The organism is Mesorhizobium sangaii (assembly GCF_014207355.1).
Classification (GTDB): Bacteria; Pseudomonadota; Alphaproteobacteria; order Rhizobiales; family Rhizobiaceae; genus Mesorhizobium; species Mesorhizobium sangaii.
In genome coordinates this window covers 90,402-111,073 of the sequence record NZ_JACHEF010000007.1, presented here as the reverse complement: position 1 = coordinate 111,073, position 20,672 = coordinate 90,402, and the positions used below count along the sequence as shown (strand labels likewise).

Annotated in this window: 21 protein-coding genes; 2 read left to right on the top strand and 19 right to left on the bottom strand. The window is 64.8% G+C overall.

Going from position 1 to position 20,672, the window contains the following annotated elements:
* Positions 1-64: 64 nt before the first annotated feature.
* The 5 genes from HNQ71_RS28155 to flhA form a co-directional block, all read right to left on the bottom strand.
* The gene (locus HNQ71_RS28155; RefSeq protein ID WP_184876565.1) at positions 65-673 is read right to left on the bottom strand and encodes a rod-binding protein; all 609 of its coding nucleotides are present in this window, start codon (positions 671-673) and stop codon (positions 65-67) included.
* Positions 674-862: 189 nt separating this feature from the next.
* Positions 863-1,303 (bottom strand): lipid-binding SYLF domain-containing protein, encoded by a 441-nt coding sequence (locus HNQ71_RS28150; RefSeq protein WP_184876563.1) that lies wholly within the window; start codon positions 1,301-1,303, stop codon positions 863-865.
* A gap of 214 nt (positions 1,304-1,517) precedes the next feature.
* Positions 1,518-1,901: a hypothetical protein gene (locus HNQ71_RS28145; RefSeq protein WP_184876561.1), complete on the bottom strand. Its 384-nt coding sequence runs from the start codon at positions 1,899-1,901 to the stop codon at positions 1,518-1,520.
* A 2-nt stretch (positions 1,902-1,903) separates the two neighbouring features.
* A complete protein-coding gene (gene fliR / locus HNQ71_RS28140) occupies positions 1,904-2,656 on the bottom strand; it encodes a flagellar biosynthetic protein FliR (RefSeq protein WP_184876559.1) in 753 nt (250 codons plus the stop codon).
* Positions 2,653-4,740 carry a flagellar biosynthesis protein FlhA gene (gene flhA / locus HNQ71_RS28135; RefSeq protein ID WP_184876557.1) on the bottom strand — a complete coding sequence of 696 codons (2,088 nt, stop codon included), beginning with the start codon at positions 4,738-4,740 and terminating at the stop codon, positions 2,653-2,655. The genes fliR and flhA overlap by 4 nt, the downstream gene beginning before the upstream one ends.
* Positions 4,741-4,861: 121 nt before the next feature.
* Here flhA and HNQ71_RS28130 point away from each other — a divergent pair, with 121 nt between their 5' ends.
* A complete protein-coding gene (locus HNQ71_RS28130) occupies positions 4,862-5,161 on the top strand; it encodes a putative quinol monooxygenase (protein WP_184876554.1) in 300 nt (99 codons plus the stop codon).
* 176 nt (positions 5,162-5,337) lie between these two features.
* Positions 5,338-7,119 carry a chloride channel protein gene (locus HNQ71_RS28125; protein WP_184876552.1) on the top strand — a complete coding sequence of 594 codons (1,782 nt, stop codon included), beginning with the start codon at positions 5,338-5,340 and terminating at the stop codon, positions 7,117-7,119.
* A gap of 26 nt (positions 7,120-7,145) precedes the next feature.
* On the opposite strand, the gene HNQ71_RS28120 is transcribed toward HNQ71_RS28125, so the two are convergent.
* From HNQ71_RS28120 to HNQ71_RS28055, 14 genes are all read right to left on the bottom strand, one after another.
* Complete coding sequence (locus HNQ71_RS28120) at positions 7,146-8,789, bottom strand: MFS transporter (RefSeq protein ID WP_184876550.1); 1,644 nt, start codon at positions 8,787-8,789, stop codon at positions 7,146-7,148.
* Positions 8,790-9,052: 263 nt separating this feature from the next.
* Entirely contained in the window at positions 9,053-9,319 is a 267-nt protein-coding gene (gene fliQ / locus HNQ71_RS28115) for a flagellar biosynthesis protein FliQ (RefSeq protein ID WP_095084529.1), read from the bottom strand.
* 22 nt (positions 9,320-9,341) lie between these two features.
* Entirely contained in the window at positions 9,342-9,749 is a 408-nt protein-coding gene (gene flgD / locus HNQ71_RS28110) for a flagellar hook assembly protein FlgD (RefSeq protein ID WP_184876548.1), read from the bottom strand.
* Positions 9,749-10,192: a flagellar biosynthesis repressor FlbT gene (gene flbT / locus HNQ71_RS28105; protein ID WP_184876546.1), complete on the bottom strand. Its 444-nt coding sequence runs from the start codon at positions 10,190-10,192 to the stop codon at positions 9,749-9,751. Before flbT ends, flgD begins: the two co-directional genes overlap by 1 nt.
* Positions 10,189-10,536 carry a flagellar biosynthesis regulator FlaF gene (flaF, locus tag HNQ71_RS28100; RefSeq protein ID WP_184876544.1) on the bottom strand — a complete coding sequence of 116 codons (348 nt, stop codon included), beginning with the start codon at positions 10,534-10,536 and terminating at the stop codon, positions 10,189-10,191. Before flaF ends, flbT begins: the two co-directional genes overlap by 4 nt.
* A gap of 31 nt (positions 10,537-10,567) precedes the next feature.
* The gene (locus HNQ71_RS28095) at positions 10,568-11,611 is read right to left on the bottom strand and encodes a flagellar hook-associated family protein (RefSeq protein WP_184876542.1); all 1,044 of its coding nucleotides are present in this window, start codon (positions 11,609-11,611) and stop codon (positions 10,568-10,570) included.
* Between the two features lie 3 nt (positions 11,612-11,614).
* The gene (gene flgK, locus HNQ71_RS28090; protein ID WP_184876540.1) at positions 11,615-13,069 is read right to left on the bottom strand and encodes a flagellar hook-associated protein FlgK; all 1,455 of its coding nucleotides are present in this window, start codon (positions 13,067-13,069) and stop codon (positions 11,615-11,617) included.
* A gap of 27 nt (positions 13,070-13,096) precedes the next feature.
* The gene (locus tag HNQ71_RS28085) at positions 13,097-14,353 is read right to left on the bottom strand and encodes a flagellar hook protein FlgE (protein ID WP_184876538.1); all 1,257 of its coding nucleotides are present in this window, start codon (positions 14,351-14,353) and stop codon (positions 13,097-13,099) included.
* 100 nt (positions 14,354-14,453) lie between these two features.
* Positions 14,454-15,122, bottom strand: a complete 669-nt coding sequence (locus HNQ71_RS28080) for a response regulator transcription factor (protein ID WP_184876537.1) — start codon at positions 15,120-15,122, stop codon at positions 14,454-14,456.
* Positions 15,123-15,343: 221 nt separating this feature from the next.
* Positions 15,344-15,931: a transglycosylase SLT domain-containing protein gene (locus tag HNQ71_RS28075; RefSeq protein ID WP_210334088.1), complete on the bottom strand. Its 588-nt coding sequence runs from the start codon at positions 15,929-15,931 to the stop codon at positions 15,344-15,346.
* Positions 15,861-17,021 (bottom strand): flagellar hook-length control protein FliK, encoded by a 1,161-nt coding sequence (gene fliK, locus HNQ71_RS28070; RefSeq protein ID WP_343068264.1) that lies wholly within the window; start codon positions 17,019-17,021, stop codon positions 15,861-15,863. Before fliK ends, HNQ71_RS28075 begins: the two co-directional genes overlap by 71 nt.
* A gap of 263 nt (positions 17,022-17,284) precedes the next feature.
* Positions 17,285-18,667 (bottom strand): chemotaxis protein MotC, encoded by a 1,383-nt coding sequence (locus HNQ71_RS28065; RefSeq protein WP_184876533.1) that lies wholly within the window; start codon positions 18,665-18,667, stop codon positions 17,285-17,287.
* On the bottom strand, positions 18,664-20,049 hold the full coding sequence (locus HNQ71_RS28060) for a MotB family protein (RefSeq protein ID WP_184876531.1): 1,386 nt from the start codon (positions 20,047-20,049) through the stop codon (positions 18,664-18,666). Before HNQ71_RS28060 ends, HNQ71_RS28065 begins: the two co-directional genes overlap by 4 nt.
* Positions 20,046-20,672, bottom strand: a complete 627-nt coding sequence (locus HNQ71_RS28055) for a hypothetical protein (RefSeq protein WP_184876529.1) — start codon at positions 20,670-20,672, stop codon at positions 20,046-20,048. The genes HNQ71_RS28060 and HNQ71_RS28055 overlap by 4 nt, the downstream gene beginning before the upstream one ends.

Genomic DNA, 20,672 nt, shown 5'->3' with positions numbered 1-20,672 from the left:
TACGCACTATCTCAGTGTCTTGGCATGATCCTTCCCAAAACCGGTTCCGGTTTCGGGGCATGCCCTAGATCTTGATGTCTGTCTTGATGGCGGTGTCGTCACCGGTGATCGACCGGGCCGCCTTGCGTTGCAATTCGTGGACCAGCGAGGTCGACAGGCTGTTTTGTTGATCGATCTCGGTCTTTTCCGGCCCGCCCGAAACCGGACCGACCGGCACGACGCGCTTGCCTTCGAGATAGTGGTCGGCAAGCATCGACTTGGCGATGCCGATGCCGCCGCGCTCGGCCATCACGTCGGCCACCCGCTCGGCAAGCTGCGATTTCCACATGTCGCCGGCCAGGCCCTTGCCGTAAACGCCCTCGGTGTCCTTGGGCAGCATGTTCTGGATGAAGGTCTGCAGCACCATGGCCTCGAACTTCTTGAACTTCTTGGCCGGATCGGTTGTCGCGGCCTTGTCGGCGGTGGCGCGCGACAGGATCGAGCCGGCATCGACCGAAGCGGCGGTGTCGACCGAAAACGTCCCGGCAACACCGCTCGCCCGCTTGCTCAGCGCGGCGCGGGCGGCCTCGATATCCGTCGGATCGACGGCACGGGCCACATCCATAACGATGTCGCTGGGTGGAGAAATCGCCAAGAAAGTCCGCCCTTTATCGGTTTTCCTTAGCCAGACCATGCCTCAACAAGCTTGTGGCAGGCTTGCGCGGGCGTGGAGAGGTGGAACGCAGGCGCGTATCCTGTCCGCCGCCAACTGCGGACATCGCCAAGCCGCTTTCGGATGTCGCGTTTTGGCTGTAAGCGGAACGGCCGCTTCCGAGATGGTAGCGCTAGAAACCGACCGCGGGGGCGACGGACGGAGCGAGCCTCATTTCACCGTGATGGCCATACCGCTGAGATCGGCGTTGACTTGCAGGCCTACCTGCTTGCCAGAGAGTTCGAGTTGGGCCCCCTTGTCATTCGACATTACGATCACCTGGGCCCCTTTGCCGAGCGTGCCGCCACCGCCCGCTCCACCGTAGACGCCCGTCACGTCTCGGGCGCGGCGAATGTGGCGCACGGTCCCTTGGAAATAGGTCTTGGAAGCCCCGAAGGCGAGACCGCCCGAGATGCCGCCGATAGAGACGGGATAGCGGCGACCATGGAAGGTCAGCGTGCCCTCGCCTCCAGAGCCACCCACAAAGAAGGCAGCCTTGTAGACGGCGAAGCGGATCGTACCGCTGTCGGCATGCGCGGCGCTGGCGAGGCCTACACCCGCAGCGGCGATGACGGCAAATGCGGCAGAACGAAATGGGGACGAAATCTTCATGATGAGAACTCCTTAGGATCGCCGCTTACCCAGCCTGCCGGGCACGTCAGCGTCGTATCAGAGGTGAACAGTCTGGCGCGTCATTTGTTCCAAGCACGCGGACTGAATCCGGGTGCGAGATGGCCGCCAGGAAACGAAGCGGGTGGCGAAAATAATACTCGGTGACGGGGCTAGTGCAGCCAACGCTGGCTGACTCAGGAACCGCCCGCCGGCGCTATTCGTTGTTCCGCTTTTGCGCAATCAGGTCGAGGCGTTCGCGGTCGGAGCGTTCGCGTTCGTCGCGGTTGCGCACGTCCTTGTAGGCGCGCTCGACCATGTTGGTGCGCGCGGTCGCCGCTGCGATGAGGCTGGCCTCCTGCCTGGCGCTTGCGAGGCTCGCCTCCTGGCGCCCGACCGCGCTGGCGATGCGGCGATGGTAGAGATCGGGAAACAGGCCGGAGAGGGAATCGGCCCGGTCGAAATGCCCGACCAGCTCCCGGGCTTCAGCCTCGGCGGCGCTGGCCGCGGCAAGGAAGGTGGCGTGACGGGTTTCGTGCAGCGCCTTCAGCTGTTCCTGCACCTTGACCAGTTTCCTGAGGCGGTCTCTGCGCGTGCTCATGGCTATCTTGCCAATGTCAGGTCGACAAAACCGGCGACGAACAGCGACAGCATGGTGCCGACCGCGAAATAGAAGATGATCATGCCGCCGGCGATGATGAAGGGCTGCGAGATGAAATAGATCGGGATCTGCGGGGTCAGCTTGTTGACGAAGCCGATCGTCAGATTGACCAGAATGGCGTAGGCGACAAACGGGCTGCCGAGGCGGATGACCAGGAAGAATGTGTCCGATACCGTGTCGGTGACATCGACGAGCGCGGCCTGCGGGTTGAAGAAGATGTTGACCGGCGCGACCGTGTAGGAACTCACCAGCGCGCGTATGATCTCATGGTCGAAGTCGAAGACGAACAGCATCAACAGGGCCGAGAACGAGATGATGGCGGCAAGGGCTGCCTGCGGTTCCGGCTCTTCGATCGCCGGTCCCCCGGTGCCGCCATAGCCGATCAGCATGGCGATGGCCGAGCCCATGAAGCGCAAGGCTTCCATGTAAAGCCTGGTCATGGCGCCGATCAGCCCGCCGACCAGAAGTTCCGAGATGATCATCGGCACCAGGATTTGCGGGCGTGAATCGACGAAGGGAAAGATGCGGTCCCACAGGAAGGCGAGCAGGCCGCCAGTGGCGGCGACCGCCACGAACAGCCTGACCTGGACCGGGACGCGGGCGCTGGACAGGCCGGGCATCAACATGAAGCAGGCGCCGATGCGGCAGAGGGCGAGGAACGCCGCGATGACGACGCCTTGCGAGAGAACGCTCACGATATGGTCCCGAGCACCCTGATTTCGACGCCCTTGGCGATTTCGACGTGGCTGAGCACCGGCAGCGTGGTGAACAGCCGCTCGATGATCATGCGCACATAGGGGCGGGCGTCGGGCGCGGTGACCAGCACGAAACGCTCGCCGGCCTCGAGATGTTTCTTGATCGCCTTGGTCGCGTCCTGGCCGAACTCTTCCAGCTGGCGCGGATCGATGTCGAACTCGCGCACCTCGCCCTTGGCGTCGCGCTTGAGGCTCTGGTGAAAGGCGAGGTCCCAGCGGTTGCCGAGACGCAGCACCTTGAGCACGCCGCCCTCGGAAAGGTCGCCGCAGATCTGCTGGGCCATCCGGATGCGGACATGCTCGACGATCTGCTCGGTGCGGCGCACATGCGGCGCGATCTCGGCGATCGCCTCGATGATCAGATGCAGATTGCGGATCGAGACCCGTTCGGCGAGCAGCAGCTTCAGCACCGCCTGCAGGCCGGGATAGGAGATGTGCGTGGTGCAGATCTCGTCGGCGAGCTTGCGGTATTCCTGATCCTGCCGTTCGAGCAGCGCCTTCATGTCCTTGTAGGAGAGAAGCTGCGGCAGGTTGTTGCGGATGACCTCGGAGAGATGGGTGAGCAGAACCGACATGTTGTCGGCGAAGGTGTAGTTCTCGCGTTTTAGGTCTTCGGCGAAGGTTTCGACCACGGAGTAGGCGCGCATGCCGAAGGCCGGCTCGCGAATTTCCTCGCCCGGTATTTCGGGTATGTCGCGGTTCCCAAGCAGCACCATGATCTCGCCGACGCGCATCTGGTATTCGGCCACCACGGTGCCATGCACCTTGATCTGATAGCTCTTCGGCGGGATGGCGAAATCATCGGCAACCCGCACTTCCGGCACCACGAAGCCGTATTGTGTGGCGAATTTCTTGCGCATCTTGGACATGCGGAAAACCAGTTCCTGATGCGATACCAGCAGCCGCGTCGACAGCTGCTTGCCGATCAGCAGCTCGATCTCGGCGGTGGCAAGCGACGCCTTGACCGAGTTCTTTTCCTCTTCGACCTTGGTCGCCTTCTCCTGGTCCTTGATCGCTTCGGCGGCGGCGACGGCGCGGTTGTGGCGCATCGGGATGATGTAGCCGAGGCCGGCCATGCCGGCGGCCAGCGCAAAGAACGGAAACAGCGGCAGGCCGGGCATCAGGCCGAGCAGCACCAGCAGCGATGCCGCCACGTACAGCGCGCGCGGATGGGCGCCGAGCTGGCCGAACACCGCCTGGTTGGTCGAACCGCGCGTGCCGCCCTTGGAGACCAGCAGGCCAGCGGCCAACGAAACGATCAGCGCAGGGATCTGGGTGACGAGGCCGTCGCCGACCGAGAGCTTGATGAACACGTCGGCGGCTTCGCCCATGCCCATGCCGTGCCTGATATAGCCAATGGCGATGCCGCCGACGATGTTGATGGCGGTGATGATGAGGCCGGCGATGGCGTCGCCGCGGACGAATTTCGAGGCGCCGTCCATCGAACCGAAGAAGGAGGATTCCTCTTCCAGCTCGCGGCGGCGCAGCTGCGCCGTCTTGTCGTCGATCATGCCGGCGGAGAGGTCGGCGTCGATCGACATCTGCTTGCCGGGAATGGCATCGAGCGTGAAGCGGGCGCCGACTTCGGCGATACGCGTGGCGCCCTTGGTGATGACGATGAAGTTCACCACGATCAGGATCATGAAGACGATGAGGCCGATGACGAAGTCGCTGGCCATTACCAGCTTGGAGAAGCCGGCGATGACATAGCCGGCCGCGTGCGTGCCTTCATTGCCATGCGACAGGATCATGCGCGTAGTGGCGATGTTGAGCGACAGCCGCAGCATGGTGGCGATGAGCAGCACCGTCGGGAACGACGAGAAATCGAGCGGTCGCTGGATCCACAGCGCCACCATCAGGATCAGCACCGAAAGCGCGATCGAGAAGGCGAGGCCGATGTCGATGAGAAAGGCCGGGATCGGCAGGAACAGCACGGCCAGGATGATGACGATGCCGATGGCGAAGAAGACGTCGCGGCCGTTCTTGGCCACTGCGCCCGGCTGGATGCTTTCGCTGATCGCCATGTCGTCCCCAAAATGCCAAGCCTGCCCGCGCGGCAGCCTTGTGAGCCTAACCGGCCAAGCTTGCGCGAGGGTGGGAGACTGGCTACTGGGCTCTCGACCGTCGCCTCCAAAAGGAAATCCCATGCTTCTGATCATCGGCACCATCCGCTTGCCGCCGGGAAAGCTAGGGGAGGCAAAGCCAGCGATGGAGCGCATGGTCTCGGCCAGCCGCGCCGAGCCCGGTTGCCTCGAATATTCCTATGCGCAGGACGTGTTCGATGCCGGGCTCATCCGGGTCACGGAGGTCTGGAGCGACAGGGCTGCACTCGACGTGCATTTCCGCTCGCCGCACCTTGCGGACTGGCGCGCGAGCTGGCCGGCACTTGGCATCGGCGAGCGCAATCTCGTGCTCTATGAGGCCGGCGATCCCAAGCCGACCTGATCGATCTGTCGACCGACGGCAACCGTTCGCGTTCCAACAGAGGCAGCTTTGGTCGCAGCCGGTCGCCCCATGCCACAATGGCGCCTTGTCTGTCGCCAATGTGGTTGCCATGCCGTGTCGCCGGGCGTATCAGGCGGGCTTTCCACTGCCTTTTCCGATATCGGCGAGCCGCACCGGTGCTTTCCAGAAACCACAGCGAAGTCTACGCCCGCCGGCTGCGTGCGGTGCTGATCAGGTCGATGCCGCTGCTCGAGGCGCGCGGCATCGTGGTGGTCATCCTGGCCGGTGTCGTCGGGGTAATGGCAGGCATCCTTGTCACGGCGATGAGCCAGATCGTTCAGGACCTGCACGGGCTGTTGTTCGGCGTCCAGCCCGGCGGCCGGCTTTCCGGCATGTTCTCGCTCGCCAACCCGATGCAGGCGCTGATACCGGCGATCGGCGGCATCCTGCTCGGGCTGACGGTGATCTGGCTCAGACTGCGCAAATTCCGCACGCCGATCGACCCGATCGAAGCCAACGCGCTCTATGGCGGGCGCATGTCGCTCACCGACACCTTCATCATCGCCGGCCAGACGATGATCTCCAGCGGGTTCGGCGCCTCGGTCGGGCTGGAAGCCGGCTACACGCAGGTTGGGTCCGGCCTCGCGTCGCGGCTGGCGGGCATCTTGCGGCTGCGCCGCAACGATGTCCGCATCCTGGTCGGCTGTGGTGCCGCCGGCGCCATAGCCGCCGCCTTCGATGCGCCATTGACGGGCGCCTTCTATGGTTTCGAACTGGTCATCGGCATCTACTCGGTCGCCAATGTCGCGCCTGTCATGACCGCCGCGGTCTCAGCCTCGCTGACGGCGGAAGTGTTTGGCGGCGTGCCGTTTCCGCTCGAGCTTTCGGGCCTGCCGGCGCTGACCGCCAGCCAGTACGTGCCATTCCTGCTGCTCGGCCTGCTCGGCGGTGCGGCCTCGATCGCCATCATGCATCTGGTGACGTTGATCGAACGGGGTTTTGCCAGGTTGTCGATCGATGCGTCGCTACGCCCCGTCATCGGCGGCGTCATCGTCGGCCTGCTGGGGCTGGTCACGCCGCAAGTCCTGTCCAGCGGCCACGGCGCGCTGCATCGCGAATTCGCGATGAACTACGGTCTGGCCGTGGTGGCCAGCGTCTTCTTGTTGAAACTGGCGGCGTCCGCCATCTCCTTGGGCTCGGGCTTTCGCGGCGGGCTGTTCTTCGCCTCGCTATTCCTCGGCGCGTTGCTCGGCAAGGCGTTTGCCGGTGTCATGGCGCTGGTCTCGCCGGCCACCGGCATCGATCCCGCGGTTGCCGCCGTCGTCGGCATGACGTCGCTCGCCGTCGGCGTCGTCGGCGGCCCGCTGACGATGACCTTCCTGGCGCTGGAATCGACCCGCGACCTGACGCTGACCGGTGTCGTGCTGGCGGCTTCGATCATGTCGGCCATCCTTGTGCGCGAGACCTTCGGCTACTCCTTCTCGACATGGCGCTTCCATCTGCGCGGCGAGACCATCCGCAGCGCTCACGACGTCGGCTGGATGCGCAGCCTCACAGTCGGCTCGATGATGCGCAAGGACATCAAGACCATCCATGCCTCGACGACGCTGGCGGCCTTCCGCAGTCAAGTGCCGCTCGGTTCGGCCCAGCGCATCATTGCCGTCGACGCGGGCGATCACTATGTCGGCGTGCTGATCGTGGCCGAACTGCACAGCGATCCTTCCGATGGCGAGGTGGCTGTGCGCGACCTTGCCAAGTACAAGGACGCGGTGCTGGTGCCGAGCATGAACGTGCAGTCCGCCGCCGAGACCTTCCAGCGCGCCGGCGCTGAAGAGCTCGCCGTGGTCGAGGATTTCGCCGACCGCATCGTGCTGGGGCTGTTGACCGAAGGCCATCTGATGCGGCGCTATGCCGAGGAACTCGACAAGGCGCGCAGGGACCTGTCGGGCGAGGGTTAGTGCACGTCGCCCAAAGGTGGCCCCGGTTAGTGCTCGATCGGTCCCTTGGCCATCACGAGCGCGGTGCCCGCGGTCGTCGGGCGCTCGATCATCCGGCGCACGCGCGGCGGCTCGCCGCCGCTGTGCAGCGCCCGCAGGCGCTCGCCGATGACGGCGTCGGCATGGGTGATGCGTCCATTGTGGCGCACATATTCGATCCAGGTCGGCGTGTGATAGTGCTCGATCCAGATCGCCGGATTTTCAACGTCGCGGGCCAGCGTCCAATTGCGGGCGCCGTCGCGGCGGCGGATGCGGCCGCGTTCGGCCATGGTGGCGAGGAACTCCGGCACGTCATCGTCGCGGATGATGTATTCGATCATGACGGCGATGGGGCCGCTGCGCGGCTTGAGGTCGAGCGCAAGGTGCGGCTCCTTGAAGCGGTTGAGCGGATCGAGGTTGAGCACCTGCTGCTGCGGCAGCGGCAGCAGCAGGCCGATGGCGCCGCCCGCCAGCATGGCGATACTGGCGGCGATCAGCGCGGTCTCGGCGCCATGCGCATCGGCGACGACGCCCCAGATCCAGCTGCCGAGCGCGATGCCGCCGAAAGTCGCGGTCTGATAGACCGACAGCACCCGGCCGACCACCCAGCGCGGTGTCGCCATCTGCACGGTGACGTTGAAATGCGAAAGCGCGATCACCCAGCAGGCACCGCCGACAAACAGGCCGAGCGACGTCTGCCAGGCATGATGGCTTACGGCGGCATTGAAGGCGCAGGCGGCAAAGCCGGCGAAGGCACAGCGCACCATCGTCTCGCTGGATAGCAGCTGCCGCAGCCTGACGCTGATCAACGCGCCGCCGACCGCGCCGATACCGAAGGCGCCGAGCATGATGCCGTAGGTCAGGGCATCGCCCTTGACGACATCGCGAGCGACGAGCGGCAAGAGCGCAAGCACCGCGCCGGCGCTGAAGCCGAAAGCGGCACCCCGGACCAGAACCTTGCCGATGTTGGGCGACATGGCGACGTAGCGGAGGCCGGCGCCCATGGCCGCACCCAGCGACTCGCGCGGCAAGGTCGAGACCGGCAGGTCCGGTTTCCAGCGCGCCAGCACGACGATCAGGCCGATATAGCTCACCGCGTTTGCCGCGAAGGCCGCCGCCGCCCCGGCAGCGGCGACGATGATGCCGCCGATCGCCGGGCCGACGCTGCGGGTCAGGTTGAAGCCCATCGAGTTGAGCGCGACGGCGGCCGGCACCTTGTTGCGGGGCACGATGTCGCCGACGGAGGCCTGCCAGGACGGGCTGTTGAGCGCGGTGCCGCTGTCGATCAGGAAGGTGAAGGCCAGCAGCGTCCACGGCGTCATCAGGCCGGCATAGGTGAACAGGGTCAAAAGCACGGAGACGACCAGCATGAAGGTCTGGGCGACCAGCATCACCTTGCGCCGGTCGAAACTGTCGGCGATGGCGCCCGCGACGAGCGCAAACAGCATGATCGGCAAGGTGGTCGAAGCCTGGACCAGGGCCACCTGATAGGACGAGGTGGCGATCGTGGTCATCATCCAGGCGGCGCCGACGCCCTGGATCAGGCCACCGAAATTCGAGACGAGACTTGCGGCCCATACGGCGCGGAAAATGCCGTGCCGGAAGGGCGCCAGCGCCGAAACGCTTTCGCTTTCCGGCTTTTCGTCAATCATCGGTGGGTCCCTGCCATGTCGTGCCGATTCGTCAGACGATCCGTTTGCTCAGATCATTTGCCGAAAGTAGGGCATGGCGGTTGAAAGGGCGAACACCTTTCGAAAAAGGTCATGGTCCAACAATGGGATAGAGGCGGTCCACGTCGCCATTCCGCAGTGGTCGAGGATCCCGATGGTTCGGCACGGACCTGCGCATGCAGTGCTTGGGTGAGGGATGGTGGTCTGGCGGCCGACAAGCCGCGGCACGGCTTCCGTCGACTTGCTCAGAATCCATTCTGGATGCGCTCGAAGATGACGTTGGTGAAGGCCGATATCTGGCTGCCGATGAAGGGGCCGGTCAGCGCCACCACCAGCATGATGGCGACGATCTTCGGCACGAAGGTCAAGGTGATCTCCTGGACCTGCGTCAGCGCCTGGATGAGGGCGATGCCGATGCCGACCGCCATGGCGACCAGCACCACCGGGGCGGACGCGGTGAGCACCGTCCACACCGCGTACTGGACGATGTCGAGAGCGTCGGCCTCATTCATAGGACTAACCCTGCCGGAAGCGTCAGCTCGCGGCCTTGATCGAGACGCCTGGGCCGACCGCGACCTCGGTGCCGTTCTGCAGCACGGCGATCAGGCCGCTGCTGGCGAGGCGCACCGACGCCACCGTGCCCGTTGTCTTGCCGTCGGCGGAGGTTATCGAGCGCCCGATCAGCGCATCGGCCTGCGACAGCGCCGAGGACGACATGATCTGGTCGAGCTTGGTGTTGGTCTGCACCGATTGTTCGACCTGCGAGAAGGTGGCGAGCTGTGCAACATACTGCGTCGAATCCATCGGCTTGGTAGGATCCTGGTTCTTCATCTCGGCGATCAGCAGCTTCAGGAACGACTGGTAGTCGACAGCTGTCTTCGAGGTCTGCTGGCTGGTCTGGTTGGCGCCAGTCGGTATCGTCGTCGTCATGTCCACGTTCATCAGTATCGTGCTCCCACAGCCTGCGGGCGCGCGGCACCCGGAACATAGTCATTGTCGCCAAGCGCGCGGCGTTCGAGCGGGTAGAGCGCGCGGATTGCCTTCAGCGCCTCATAGATATGATCCTCGCCGACCATGCGGTCGATCTGTTTCAGTCCAGCGCAGATCTGGGCGTCCTCGAAGCTAGCCAGCAGCAGCGGCAGCGAACGCCGGAACATATCGCGCGCCTCGGCCGCGCCGGCCGGGTTCATCAGCATGACCTGCAGGATGAAATACAGCTGCTTGAGCGGCGTCGAGGCGTCTTCGGCCTGGATGACATGGTTTTCGAGCAGGAACTGCACATCGTTCATCAATTCGACGGTGACCTTGCGGTCGACGCGGATGACGGCGCCGTTGATGTAGATCTTCTCGTTCGGCTTCAGCGATATCTTCAGCGTGTTGGTCATTGAATGCCGTCCCTGATGATCTGGGACACCTCGATCAGCCCTTCGAAATTGTTGGTGCGGCCCTGGCGAATGTCCTCTGCCTCGCGCAGCAGCCACAGGCCGATGGAAATGAGGTTGGCGCGCAATTCCTTTGGCAGCGCGTTGTCGCTGGAGCCGAGATCCTCGACGAAGGCGGTCCAGACGCGGTTGGTGAAATGCAGCGCCTCGACCGCTGCCATCGACCCGTGGCCGGCGGCGGCCGCCGCCGACAGCATGTCGATCGAGCGGGTCAGGAGCTCCCGCTCACGGTCCTTGGCGTCGGCGACGGAGGTGCTCTGGATGTCGGCGTAGGAGAATTGGTACATCGGTGGGGCTCTACCGTTCCGTTAAGCGTTGTCAGGTCAGGTAATTCAACAGGCTGAGCTGCTGCAGGCGCGCGGTCAATGCAAAGGACGTTTCGATGTGCTGAGTCAGATCGGCAACCCGGGTCGCGGCCTCGGCCGGATCGACGCCTTCCAGATCGAGAATGTGCCGTTCGAAAAGGTCGACCTGCGTTTTCATGCGGTCGTTCGCATCGGAAACCCGCTTCTGGACGATGCCGGTCTCGGACTGAATCTGGCCAATGCCGCTCAGCGCTTCGCCGACCAGTGCGGTGGAGCGGCTGACGATCTTGTTCTTCGCGGCCTGGCTGATGTTACTGGACATCAGGCTGGAGACCATGGCCGCCGCCATGGCGAGCTTCTGGATGCCAGCGCTGTTGGCGCTGGTCGAGGTTGGCGTGGTTTCGTTCAGGGCGATGCGGCTGACGATCTGCTGGTCGGTGGCGTTCGACCAGTTGCCTTGCCACCCCGGGCCCATGAACTGCGGCACGACGTCGTTGGTGATGAAGTCGTCCATCTGGGCGGCGGTGATGTTGGCCGCCGCCGGGTCATCCTGGGTGAAGCCGAAATTGGCGACGAAGGCGGCATCGAAGGCCGCCTTGGCTGGCGAGCCTGCGGCGGTGAAGTCGTTGATCGGCTTGACGTCGGTGTTGGTGCCGGCAAACAGGTACTCGCCGTTGACGCTGGTGTTGAGGATCGAGGTCAGCTGCTGGATGGTCGCCTTGCCCGAGGCTTGGGTGAGACTGTTGGAAGAATCGCTCGATGACGCGGTGGTCAGGGCGGACAGAAAGGACTGCGCTGCGGTCGAGAGCTGGCTAAGCGAGGTCTGCGTCGAAGACAAGCGGGAGCCGACCAGGCCGTTGGAGTCGATGATGACGTTGAGGCGGTCGAGATCGCGCGAGAAGGTGACGGACTGCGCGGTGCGCGCTCCGAGAGCCAGGCCGACATCGGCGACCCTGCCGGTCGAGGACTCTTTCGTGGCTTTGACAAGCTCGGCCTGCATGCGCATCTGCTGGGAGCGCATGGCGTTCGATATGGCGGCTGACGAGACTGAAGTCATGGATTATCCCACCGCGTTGAGCAAGGCCGTCATCATGTCGTCGACGGTTTTCATCATCCGGGCTGATGCCTGATAGGTGTGTTCGAGGTCGAGCAGCAGGGACATTTCCTGGTCGACATTGACGCCGGTCGCATTGGACAGCGCCTCGGCGCTGCGCGATGCCAGCGCTTCCTTGGCGTCGGAGGCGGTCGATGCCTGCTGGCGCACGCCCTCGAACCAGCCGATCGAGTTGGCCGCGTAGTCCGAAACGCTGGACGTTGCCGAAACCCCGGCGGCAGGGTCGAAGGCCATCGGCTTGTCGAGCCGGTCGCCATAGGCGACCAGAAGGTCGGAATAGGAGGCGCCGCCGCCGGTGTTGGCGACATAAGCGGCACCATTGGCACCGCCATCGCGCAACAGCGTCGGATTGCCGCCGGCGCTTGGGTCCATCGCCGCATTGACGCTAATCGAACCGGCAAGGCCATTGACCAGCGTGCCCGCTGCCGGTACGGCCGGCGCACCGGACCAGGTGAACAGACCGGCTGCATTGGGCAGCGGAGGCGCGGTTTCGGCAAAAGCCGTGATCAGGCCGCGCGCGGTTTCGTCGAGCTGGCTCTGCATGGTCGAGGCGACACTGTCGCGCAACTGCAGCAGGCCGGCGAGCTTGCCGCTGGCGCTGGTGTTGCCGCCGGCTCCCGCCGAGATCGGCACATTGTCGATATAGACGGCGTTGCCGGCTCCACCGGCGGTGTAGCCCGACGACGGCGCGAAGCTGACCGTGCGCGGAATGGTTTCGAACAACGTCGTGCCGTCGCCAGTGGTGACGACCATGTCATTGTCACCGCGCGTGAAGGTCGAGACCGGGATATAGTCCGAGATCTTCTTCAAAAGCGCGTCGCGCTGGTCGAGCGCGTCGGAGACATCGGTGCCGGAGCGGGTTCCGGAAATGACCGCGGTGTTGGCATCCTGGAACTGGCTGAGCAGCGAGTTGAGGTCGTGGACCGCCGTGGCGATCTGGCCGTCGGTCTGGGTGCGGAAATCCTGGATCGCCGTGGAGCCCTCGTTCAGGGATCGCACGACTTGCCTGGCGGCGTCGACGACGCTGGCGCCGAGGTTCTGGTTGGACGGTGAGGTGGCATAGAGCTGCAGCGCCTGCTGCAAATTGCCGATCGCTGTCGAGGGCGAGGACGCATTGTCGACGCCATTGACCGATACCCCCAGCTGATCCATGCCGCTGTAGAGCGCGCTCTGGCCGCTCCAGGCCGACAGCGCGCTGAGGTTCTGGCGGAACAGCAGGTCGTTGGCGGCGCGCCGGATATCAACCGAACGCGCGCCCGGCGCCGTGCTTGTGACGACGGCCTGGCGGCGCGAATAGTCCGGATTGTCGGCGTCGGCGACATTGCGCGAGACGACGCTGGTCTGCCGCGCGGTGTTCATAAGCGCCGATTGGGCGATGCTCAGTGCAGTGGACAACGACATGCGGGTCTTTCACGGGCGCGGCCCGTTTTATCTCTTCAGGTTGACAAGGACGTCCATCAGATCGGAACCGGTCTGGAAGACTTTCGAATTGGCTGTGTAGCTGCGCTGTGCCGCGATCATGTTGGTCAGTTCTTCGGCGATATCGACGTTGGAATTCTCGAGTGCGCCGGAGATGATGGAGCCGGCCTTGCCCTCATTGGCAAAGCCGATACGGACCGCGCCGGATTCGGTGCCCTGTGCGTAGACGTTGCCGGGCAGCGCGTTGAGCTGGTCCGGGCTCTGCACGTCGGCCAGCGGAATCTTGTAGAGCGCCTTAGTGGAACCGTCCTTGTACTGCGCCGAGATGGTGCCGTCCTTGCTGATCTGGATCTTGTCGATGGTGCTCGGTGCGTTGCCGTTGACCTGGGCGTCGGAAACGGTGAAGCCGGCGCCGAGCTGGGTCAATGCCGACAGGTCCAGCGAAAAGGCGGCGCCATTGGGCACCGTCAGGCTGACGCTGTTGACGGCGCCTGTGAGCTTGCCGGTGGTCGTGTCGAAAGTCAGGTTGGCCGAGCCCAATGCGCCGCCGGTGTAGGGGAACGACGTTCCGGCGGTGGCCTTCGACTGATCGAAGACCGACACCTGCCAGGTGCCGGCGCCGGTGTTGGTGAAATAGACGTCAAGCAGCTTCTTGTTGCCGAGATTGTCGTAGGCGACCATCGAGGATTTCGAGGTGTACTGCGCGCCCGCGGCGTTGGTTGTGGGCAGATTGCCGGCGGCGACCGGCGTCGCGCCTGCCGGCAGGTTGCCGCTGTAAGTACCCTGGGTGCTCGGCGTTGCCGTCATCCCCTGGTCGGAGATGAGCACCGGGGTCAGGCCCTCGAAGCCGTTCACTGTCGCCGCCGGCACGCCGTTGGCGTAGCTGTAGGCCATAAGTTGGAAGCCGGCCGCGTTGACAAGCCTGCCCTCAGCATCGGGAACGAAGGCGCCGGCCCGGGTCAGGAAGGGTGTTCCGCTCGGATCCTGAACGACGAAGAAACCATCGCCGTTGACGGCAAGGTCGGAGACCGAGGTCGTGTATTGAAGCACGCCCGGATCGCTGACCGCCTGCCGGATCGTCGTGGTGACGCCGCCGGAATTGTAGGCACCGCCCGTGCTCGGCATGACCAGCGACGAAAATTCGGCGGAGGACCGCTTGTAGCCGGTGGTGTCGGAATTGGCGATGTTGTCGGCCGTGGTGGACAGCCGGTTTGCCTGTGCATTCATGCCGGAAACGCCGGTCCGCATCATTCCGTAGAGGCTCATCGAAACGTCTCCCCAATGTGGATGCCGCTGGCTCCAATGCGGATGCCACTGGCTACGAGGCTACGCATCCTGTCTTGCGCGAGGCTGGCGCGGGGCTGCATCAGAAGACGAGCCGGTAGCCAAGGAAGCGCTTGGAATCGATCGGGTCGGTGCCCAGCTTCTCGCGCAGCTTCTTGCGCAATTTGCTGATGTGGCTTTCGACCACGTTCTCCTCGACCTCTTCGTCGAAAATGCCGTAGATGGCGTTGAAAACCTGGGTCTTTGTGACGCGGCGGCCGCGATTGCTGGCCAGATATTCGAGGATGCGGCGCTCGCGGCGCGGCAAGGGCAAAGGCTGGCCATCGATCTCGGGGTCGCGGCCATCCATGAAGATGCGCATGGCGCCGATCTCGGTGTAGGCGACGTCTTCCTGGGCGCGGCGGCGGATGGCGGTGATGCGGGCGAGGATCTCGCGGATGTGGACGGGCTTGCGAATGACGTCGTCGACGCCGCTCTCGAACAACCGCAGCGTGTTTTCCAGCGAGTGCTGTTCGCTCAAGGCGATGACCGGTGCGCCGGTGCGGTCGCGGATCTGACGGGGAGAGATCGAGCCGTCGCGGCAGTCGCCGATGAGGAAGGCTCGGACCGACCTCAGGTCGGTGTCGGCCGCCGAGCTTACCCACTCGCCGAACTCGCCCGGCGCGAAGCCTGCGCAGGCCACACCCTCACGGTCGAAAAGTGAATTGTATCCCTCTGTTACGAGCTCGCGCTCGTCAACGATTACAATCATCGGCCCGCCTCCGAATCAAATCATTTGCCCCGTGAGAAAAGGGGTATCCGCTGGCGAGAATCCTGAACAACCGTCATTTCTTGTAGCTAGTTTCTTGGGAGTCTGGAATCGCGCCGGTTGCATTAGCCTGCAACCAGATATGCTTTCGGCGGCAAGTTCCGGCCAAGTCAAAACGACAACCAAGGACTGCGCGAACGGCGTACTGGAAGCCAAAGGTACGCCTACGGGTTGCAGAAGCCGCGGGCGTTCGCGGTCCATTTTCCAAAGCCGGTGGCGACCATGTTGGCAATGACGCGGCAGACATAGATCTTCTGCGCCGGATCGTTGTCGGGACCGGCATGATAGCGGGCGACGGCCATCGACCAGGTCTCGTGGCGGGCATGGAGACTGGCCAGGAAGCGCGCCGCATAGTCAACGTTCTGACGCGGATCGAGCATGTCCTCGACGCTGCGGAAATGCGACGCGTGGTAGTGATGGTTGATCTGCATGCAGCCCAGATCGATGAGCGTCTTGCCTTCGCGCCGGGCATTGGCGAAGGCGGCAAGGGCCTCTGTCCGGCTTCTCGGAAAGACCGCTTTTCCCTCTATATTCAAGGCGTTGGGCTGAAGGCTGCCCTTGTTTCCGGTTTCCGTCAGGCCCACGGCATAGAGGATGCCGGCGGGCACGCCATAGCGGTCGGCGGCACGCAGGATCTCGGGCTCGCAGGGGTTGGTGGCGGCAGCGGCAGCGCCTGCTGCGCTAGATAAACATATCGTCGCCAGCGCGCTCGCGAGAAGGTGAAGTGCCGCGGCCGTAGTCCTGCGCGTCATCATTGCGGTTTCCTGCGGATTGCTGACCCGGTTGCTGACCACCCGCACCACCATTGCCGCCGTTCGGGTTTCCAGGTTGGAAGGATGACGGATCGCGGCCCGACGCCGCCGGCAAGGGGGCGGTCGCATCGGTGCGGGTTGCAGCAGGAACCGCTACCGAAGGTTGCAGGACCGTCACCTTGTCAACCTCGAAACCGAGCCCGCGCAGCGATTTGACGATGGCCTCGCTGTCGGCGGACAAACGACGATAAGCGTCATGTGTTGCGGGTTTCAGTTCAATCGAAAGTTGTTCCCCGGAGAGGCGAAGGTTGGCCGTCACCATGCCGAGTTCGGCGGGGTGAAGTTCGATCTTCAAGACGTGTGTCGGAACGGCAACAGGGCTGCCCAGCTGGGTGGCCGCGGATGAGGCTGGAAGGGCCTTTTGCGGGCCGCCATCGGCGGCTATGGCGTTGACCACATTGAGGGCTGCCTGGCTGATGGGACTTTGCGGTGGCGCCGGGAAGCTCTGTTGCGACACGACGTCGATGCGTGCGGCGGACAGGGATTGTTTTCCGGCTTCGGGCCGTAACGAGGACTGGACATCCTCGATGCTTTTCATCGCCGGCGCGGTGTGTTTCGATTGCACGCCGGGCACATCGGCGGTTGTGGCGTCCGGCAGCTTCTGCGCCGCCACGATAGTGTCGCGTTTCGGCGCGCTGGAGGCAATGCCGGCAGCGCTCGGTGGCTGGCCGTCAAGCTCCGTCAAGGGCCCGTCGACGATCGATACCTGCTCCGGCTTCGACTTGGTTTCTAGGACTTCGTTTCCGGCCGTGGACTTCGACCGGTAGGTCTTTGACAGCGGAGCCTGCGTGTCGAGCGCCGGGTCCGGCTGGCTCTCGCCCGTGGCCGTGTCGCGCCCGCTTGCCTTGGTCGACGTCGAGAAATGGCGCAAGTCATGGAAGGCGATCAGCAGCGGCAGATGGTCCTGAAGCGGCGGCGCGGCATCCGCGTCCGGCGCCGTCTCTTCGGTATCGGCATCGTCCTTGTGCGACTTCGCTTCCAAATCGTCCTTGGCTTCCAAATCGTCCTTGCCGATTTTCGCGGTCGGCACCTTGGCCGAGGCGATCCTTCCGGGATCGGCCGATGTCGGTTCGGCCTTGCCGCCATGTCCGGCAAGACCGGCGGCGAGCTTGCTCCAGCGCTGCTCGCGCGATCCCGCCTCGGTCGTCGGCTGCCGTCCCGGACGGGCAGCACTGGCCTCGCCGTGCAGGATCTTGCCAAAGCCTGCGTCGTCCTTCTTGCCGTTCGCGGCCGGTTGCTCCGGCGTCGCGCGCGAGGCGGCAAATCCCGGCAAGGCCGAGCCGAGGCTGGTGGTCATTTGGGGGCGGCTCCAAGCATCTGGTCGATCAGGTCGAGCTGTCGACGTGTTCTGGTCATGGCGGCATCGGTCGGGTCGGTGGGCTCAGGACTGGCCGCAGGCGATGGCGCCGACGCCTGCACGACCGTCGCCGCATCGGCTGGTGCCGCCGCAACCGGCGGCGTTTGCGGAGCCCTGGCTGCTGGTCCGCCGGAGGCGGCAGCGACGGCGGGTTGCTCGGCGATTGCGCCTTCGACGGGTGGCAGCCCGCTGGCGTCGGTGCCTTGCGCCGCGACGGTTTCAGGTGCTGGCGGCTGCTCGGCCGCGACAGGAACTGGCTTTTCCTCGGGGAGGGGGGCGGGCGGTGCGACGACTTCGCCGGCAATGGCTTGAGCGGCGTCGAGCAGGGCGCGGTCGCCTTCAGACAGCTTGCTGCGGTCGATCTTGCCGAGCTTGGCGCGCACGTCTTCGATGGTGCCCGAGGTGACGGTGGAAAGACTGGCGTAAAGCAGGGCGCGCGGATCGTCCTGGTTGGTGTTGCCGTCGCGACCTTGCTCGGCGCGCGCCGAAGCGAAGGCCGACAGGTCGTTCAGGCCGTCGATCGCGGCGCGGCGGGCGATGCGCAGGTAAATCACCTTCTCGCGCTCGGGATCCATCATAGAGGTGATATCGGCCAGCTTATCCTGGCTGATCGACATGTGCAGCGCGATGACGCCGGAGACGAAGGAGTCCGCGAATTGGCTGGCATAGGGCGAATAAAGGTAGCGCTCGACATACTGGGTCGACGCGCGTGCGAAGCGTGCCGCGTCACCCTGCGCACCCGCAATGCCGACCGAACGGCGCAGTGCTGCTTCCTCGACCAGCGTGCCGGGGCTGAGCAATCTTGCCTCGTCGAGCAAACCGAGCGCCGCCGCCGGCTGGTCGCCGGCAAGCAGCGAGCCTTTGACCAGGGCAAGGAAAGCCCCGAGATCGGGAGGCAGCGTCATCGGATCGATCGGCTTCAACGCTTCGATCGCTTCGCCGGGCCGGCCATTGAGATAGTCGATGATCCCTTTGGCCACGGCAAGGCTTTGCGGGTCCGTCGTGGCGCGCGACGTGGCCGCCTCGACAGTCACCGGGTTGCCGCCGCTCATGCCGTAGACGAGCAGGGCGCGAAAGTTCTTGGGATCCTTGAAATCCTCGGCGTCCGCCGTACGCAGGCGCGCATCCGCCATCTCGAGCAACTTGGCCTGCATCGGCAGGGCGGCATGATCGCCGGCGGCGATGCGGTCCTGGATGAGCTGCAGCGAGCGCACCAGCTGATATGGCTGCAGCGCGTCCTGGGCGAAGCCGGCTGACGGATATCCGCCGGCCAGCAGCAACAGGCCAATCAACCGGCTGGTGACGGCCGCCCGCCTCATCCGCCGGTCGCCATCAGGATTTCGATGCGGCGGTTCACGGCCGCCAATGGATCCGCGGGGTCCTTCGGCTGGCGGTCGGCGAAGCCGGCGACCTCCGTGATGCGGCGTTCGTCGACGCCACCGCGCACGAGCATGTAGTAGGCCGAATGCGCGCGCGCCGTCGAGAGCCGCCAATTGTCGTAGCTGTCGCTGCGGAATGGCCGCGCGTCGGTGTGGCCGTTGATGCTGATGGTGCCCTTCTGGCTGTTGACGATGCGGCCGATCTTTTCCATCGCCAGCACCAGTTCGCGGCGCGGCAGCGCCGAGCCGACCTCGAACATGCCGAAGTCGAGCTGGTCGGTGATCGAGATGACGACGCCCTTGTCGGTGGCTTCCACCGAGACGCCGTCATGCAGCTTGTCGCCGGGCTTGAAGGCATCGGCCAACTGCCGCTTGACGTCGGCCGCGGCCTTGACGGCGGCGGCGGTCGGCGCCTTCTCCCCAGTGTCGGGCTTGGCGGCCTCTTGCACCTTGGCCTCGGCCTTGGCTGCGTCCGCAGCCTTGGTGTCGCCTGGTTTGGTCTCGCCCGGTTTCGCGTCGCTTGGCTTCGTGTCTGTTGGCTTGGTGTCGCCGGCCTTGGCCATTGCCGTGGCGGGGCTCGCGGCTTGCTTGCCGGTCGCGTCCTTTGCCGGCGGTTCGACAGGTGCGGCCGCGACGGGTGGCACGGCCTTGACCTTGGGCACTTGCGTCTCGGCAACCTTGTCACCGGGCTTGACCGCATCGCCCTCGATTTTGGCACGCTGGGCACTGGCTTCGGCACCGGGCGCCGCCACCTGCTGCGACCAGAAATCCGGCTCGAAGGGATCGCGATAGGAGGCGCCGCCGGAAGCGCCGGTCGCCGGGCCGGCAGCCTGCGCGCCGCCGTCGCCCTTCTGGCTGACATTCTGCATGACGCCGGTATCGGTGGCGATTTCCGAAAGCACCGCGTAGGGGTCGGCGAACAGATGCTCGTCGGAGTGTTCCGCCTGCGGCAGTTCCTGCTTCTCCTGTTTGCGGTCCGCGGAGCCATCGCCGTCCTGGTCGGCCTTGTTGGTCGCCTTCTGCGGGTTGTCGGCCGTCGTCCCCATCGCGCGCGGACCGTCGCCGAGATCCTCCAGACCCTTGCGGCTCGAATTGCGGTCGACCAGCTTGACCGGGTTGAAATAGCTGGCGACGGCCGCCTTGGTCTGCTCGTTGGCGGCATTGATCAGCCACATGACGAGGAAGAAGCACATCATGGCCGTCATGAAGTCGGCGAAGGCGATCTTCCAGACGCCGCCATGATGGGCATCGTCATGGTCGTCGTGACCACGACGAACGATGATGATCTCCTGGTGAACCTGTCCGGCATCGGCGACGCTCATGCCAGGACCTCTGAAAGGGTGGTCGCCCATTCGGCCATGCGCGTCTCGAACACCGCCTCGTCGATGGCGACGGTGAGATCGAAGCCCGGTGCCTCGGTGAAGTCGAGATTGGCGGCGCGGAGCCCGAGCGATGCCTTCAGCGTTTCGAACAGCGAGAGCGGCCCGCGCACCGCGATGCGCACCGCTTCAGCATCGCCGACCGCCTCGCGTATGGCCCCGGCAAGGGCCTCGATCGAGCGCTTCTGCAGATCGTCGCTGACAATGCCGCCGATCATGCGGGCGACGGTGGCCGCGACCAGCCCGGTCACGCGCGTCTCCATGGCATCGATGCGCACCGAGACCGCCTTGCCGACATCGTCGCCGAGGCTTTCGAGAAATAGCCTTGCTTCCTCGGCGTTGGCCTGGCGCTCCGCTTCGAGCGCGGCTTCATGGGCAATCGACAGGCGTGCCTCGAGCGCCGCCTCGGCCTGGGCGACCGCTTCCGCGATCAGAGTGCCGATATCGGCTTGCGGCGCCGGCGTCTCGGGCTTGTGTTCGGGGTCGGCCGCGGTCCGGGGCTGGCCGGCACGTTGCGTGCGGGTACCGAAATCAGGCAGAAGGTCGAAAAGGGCTGCGGAGGGCAT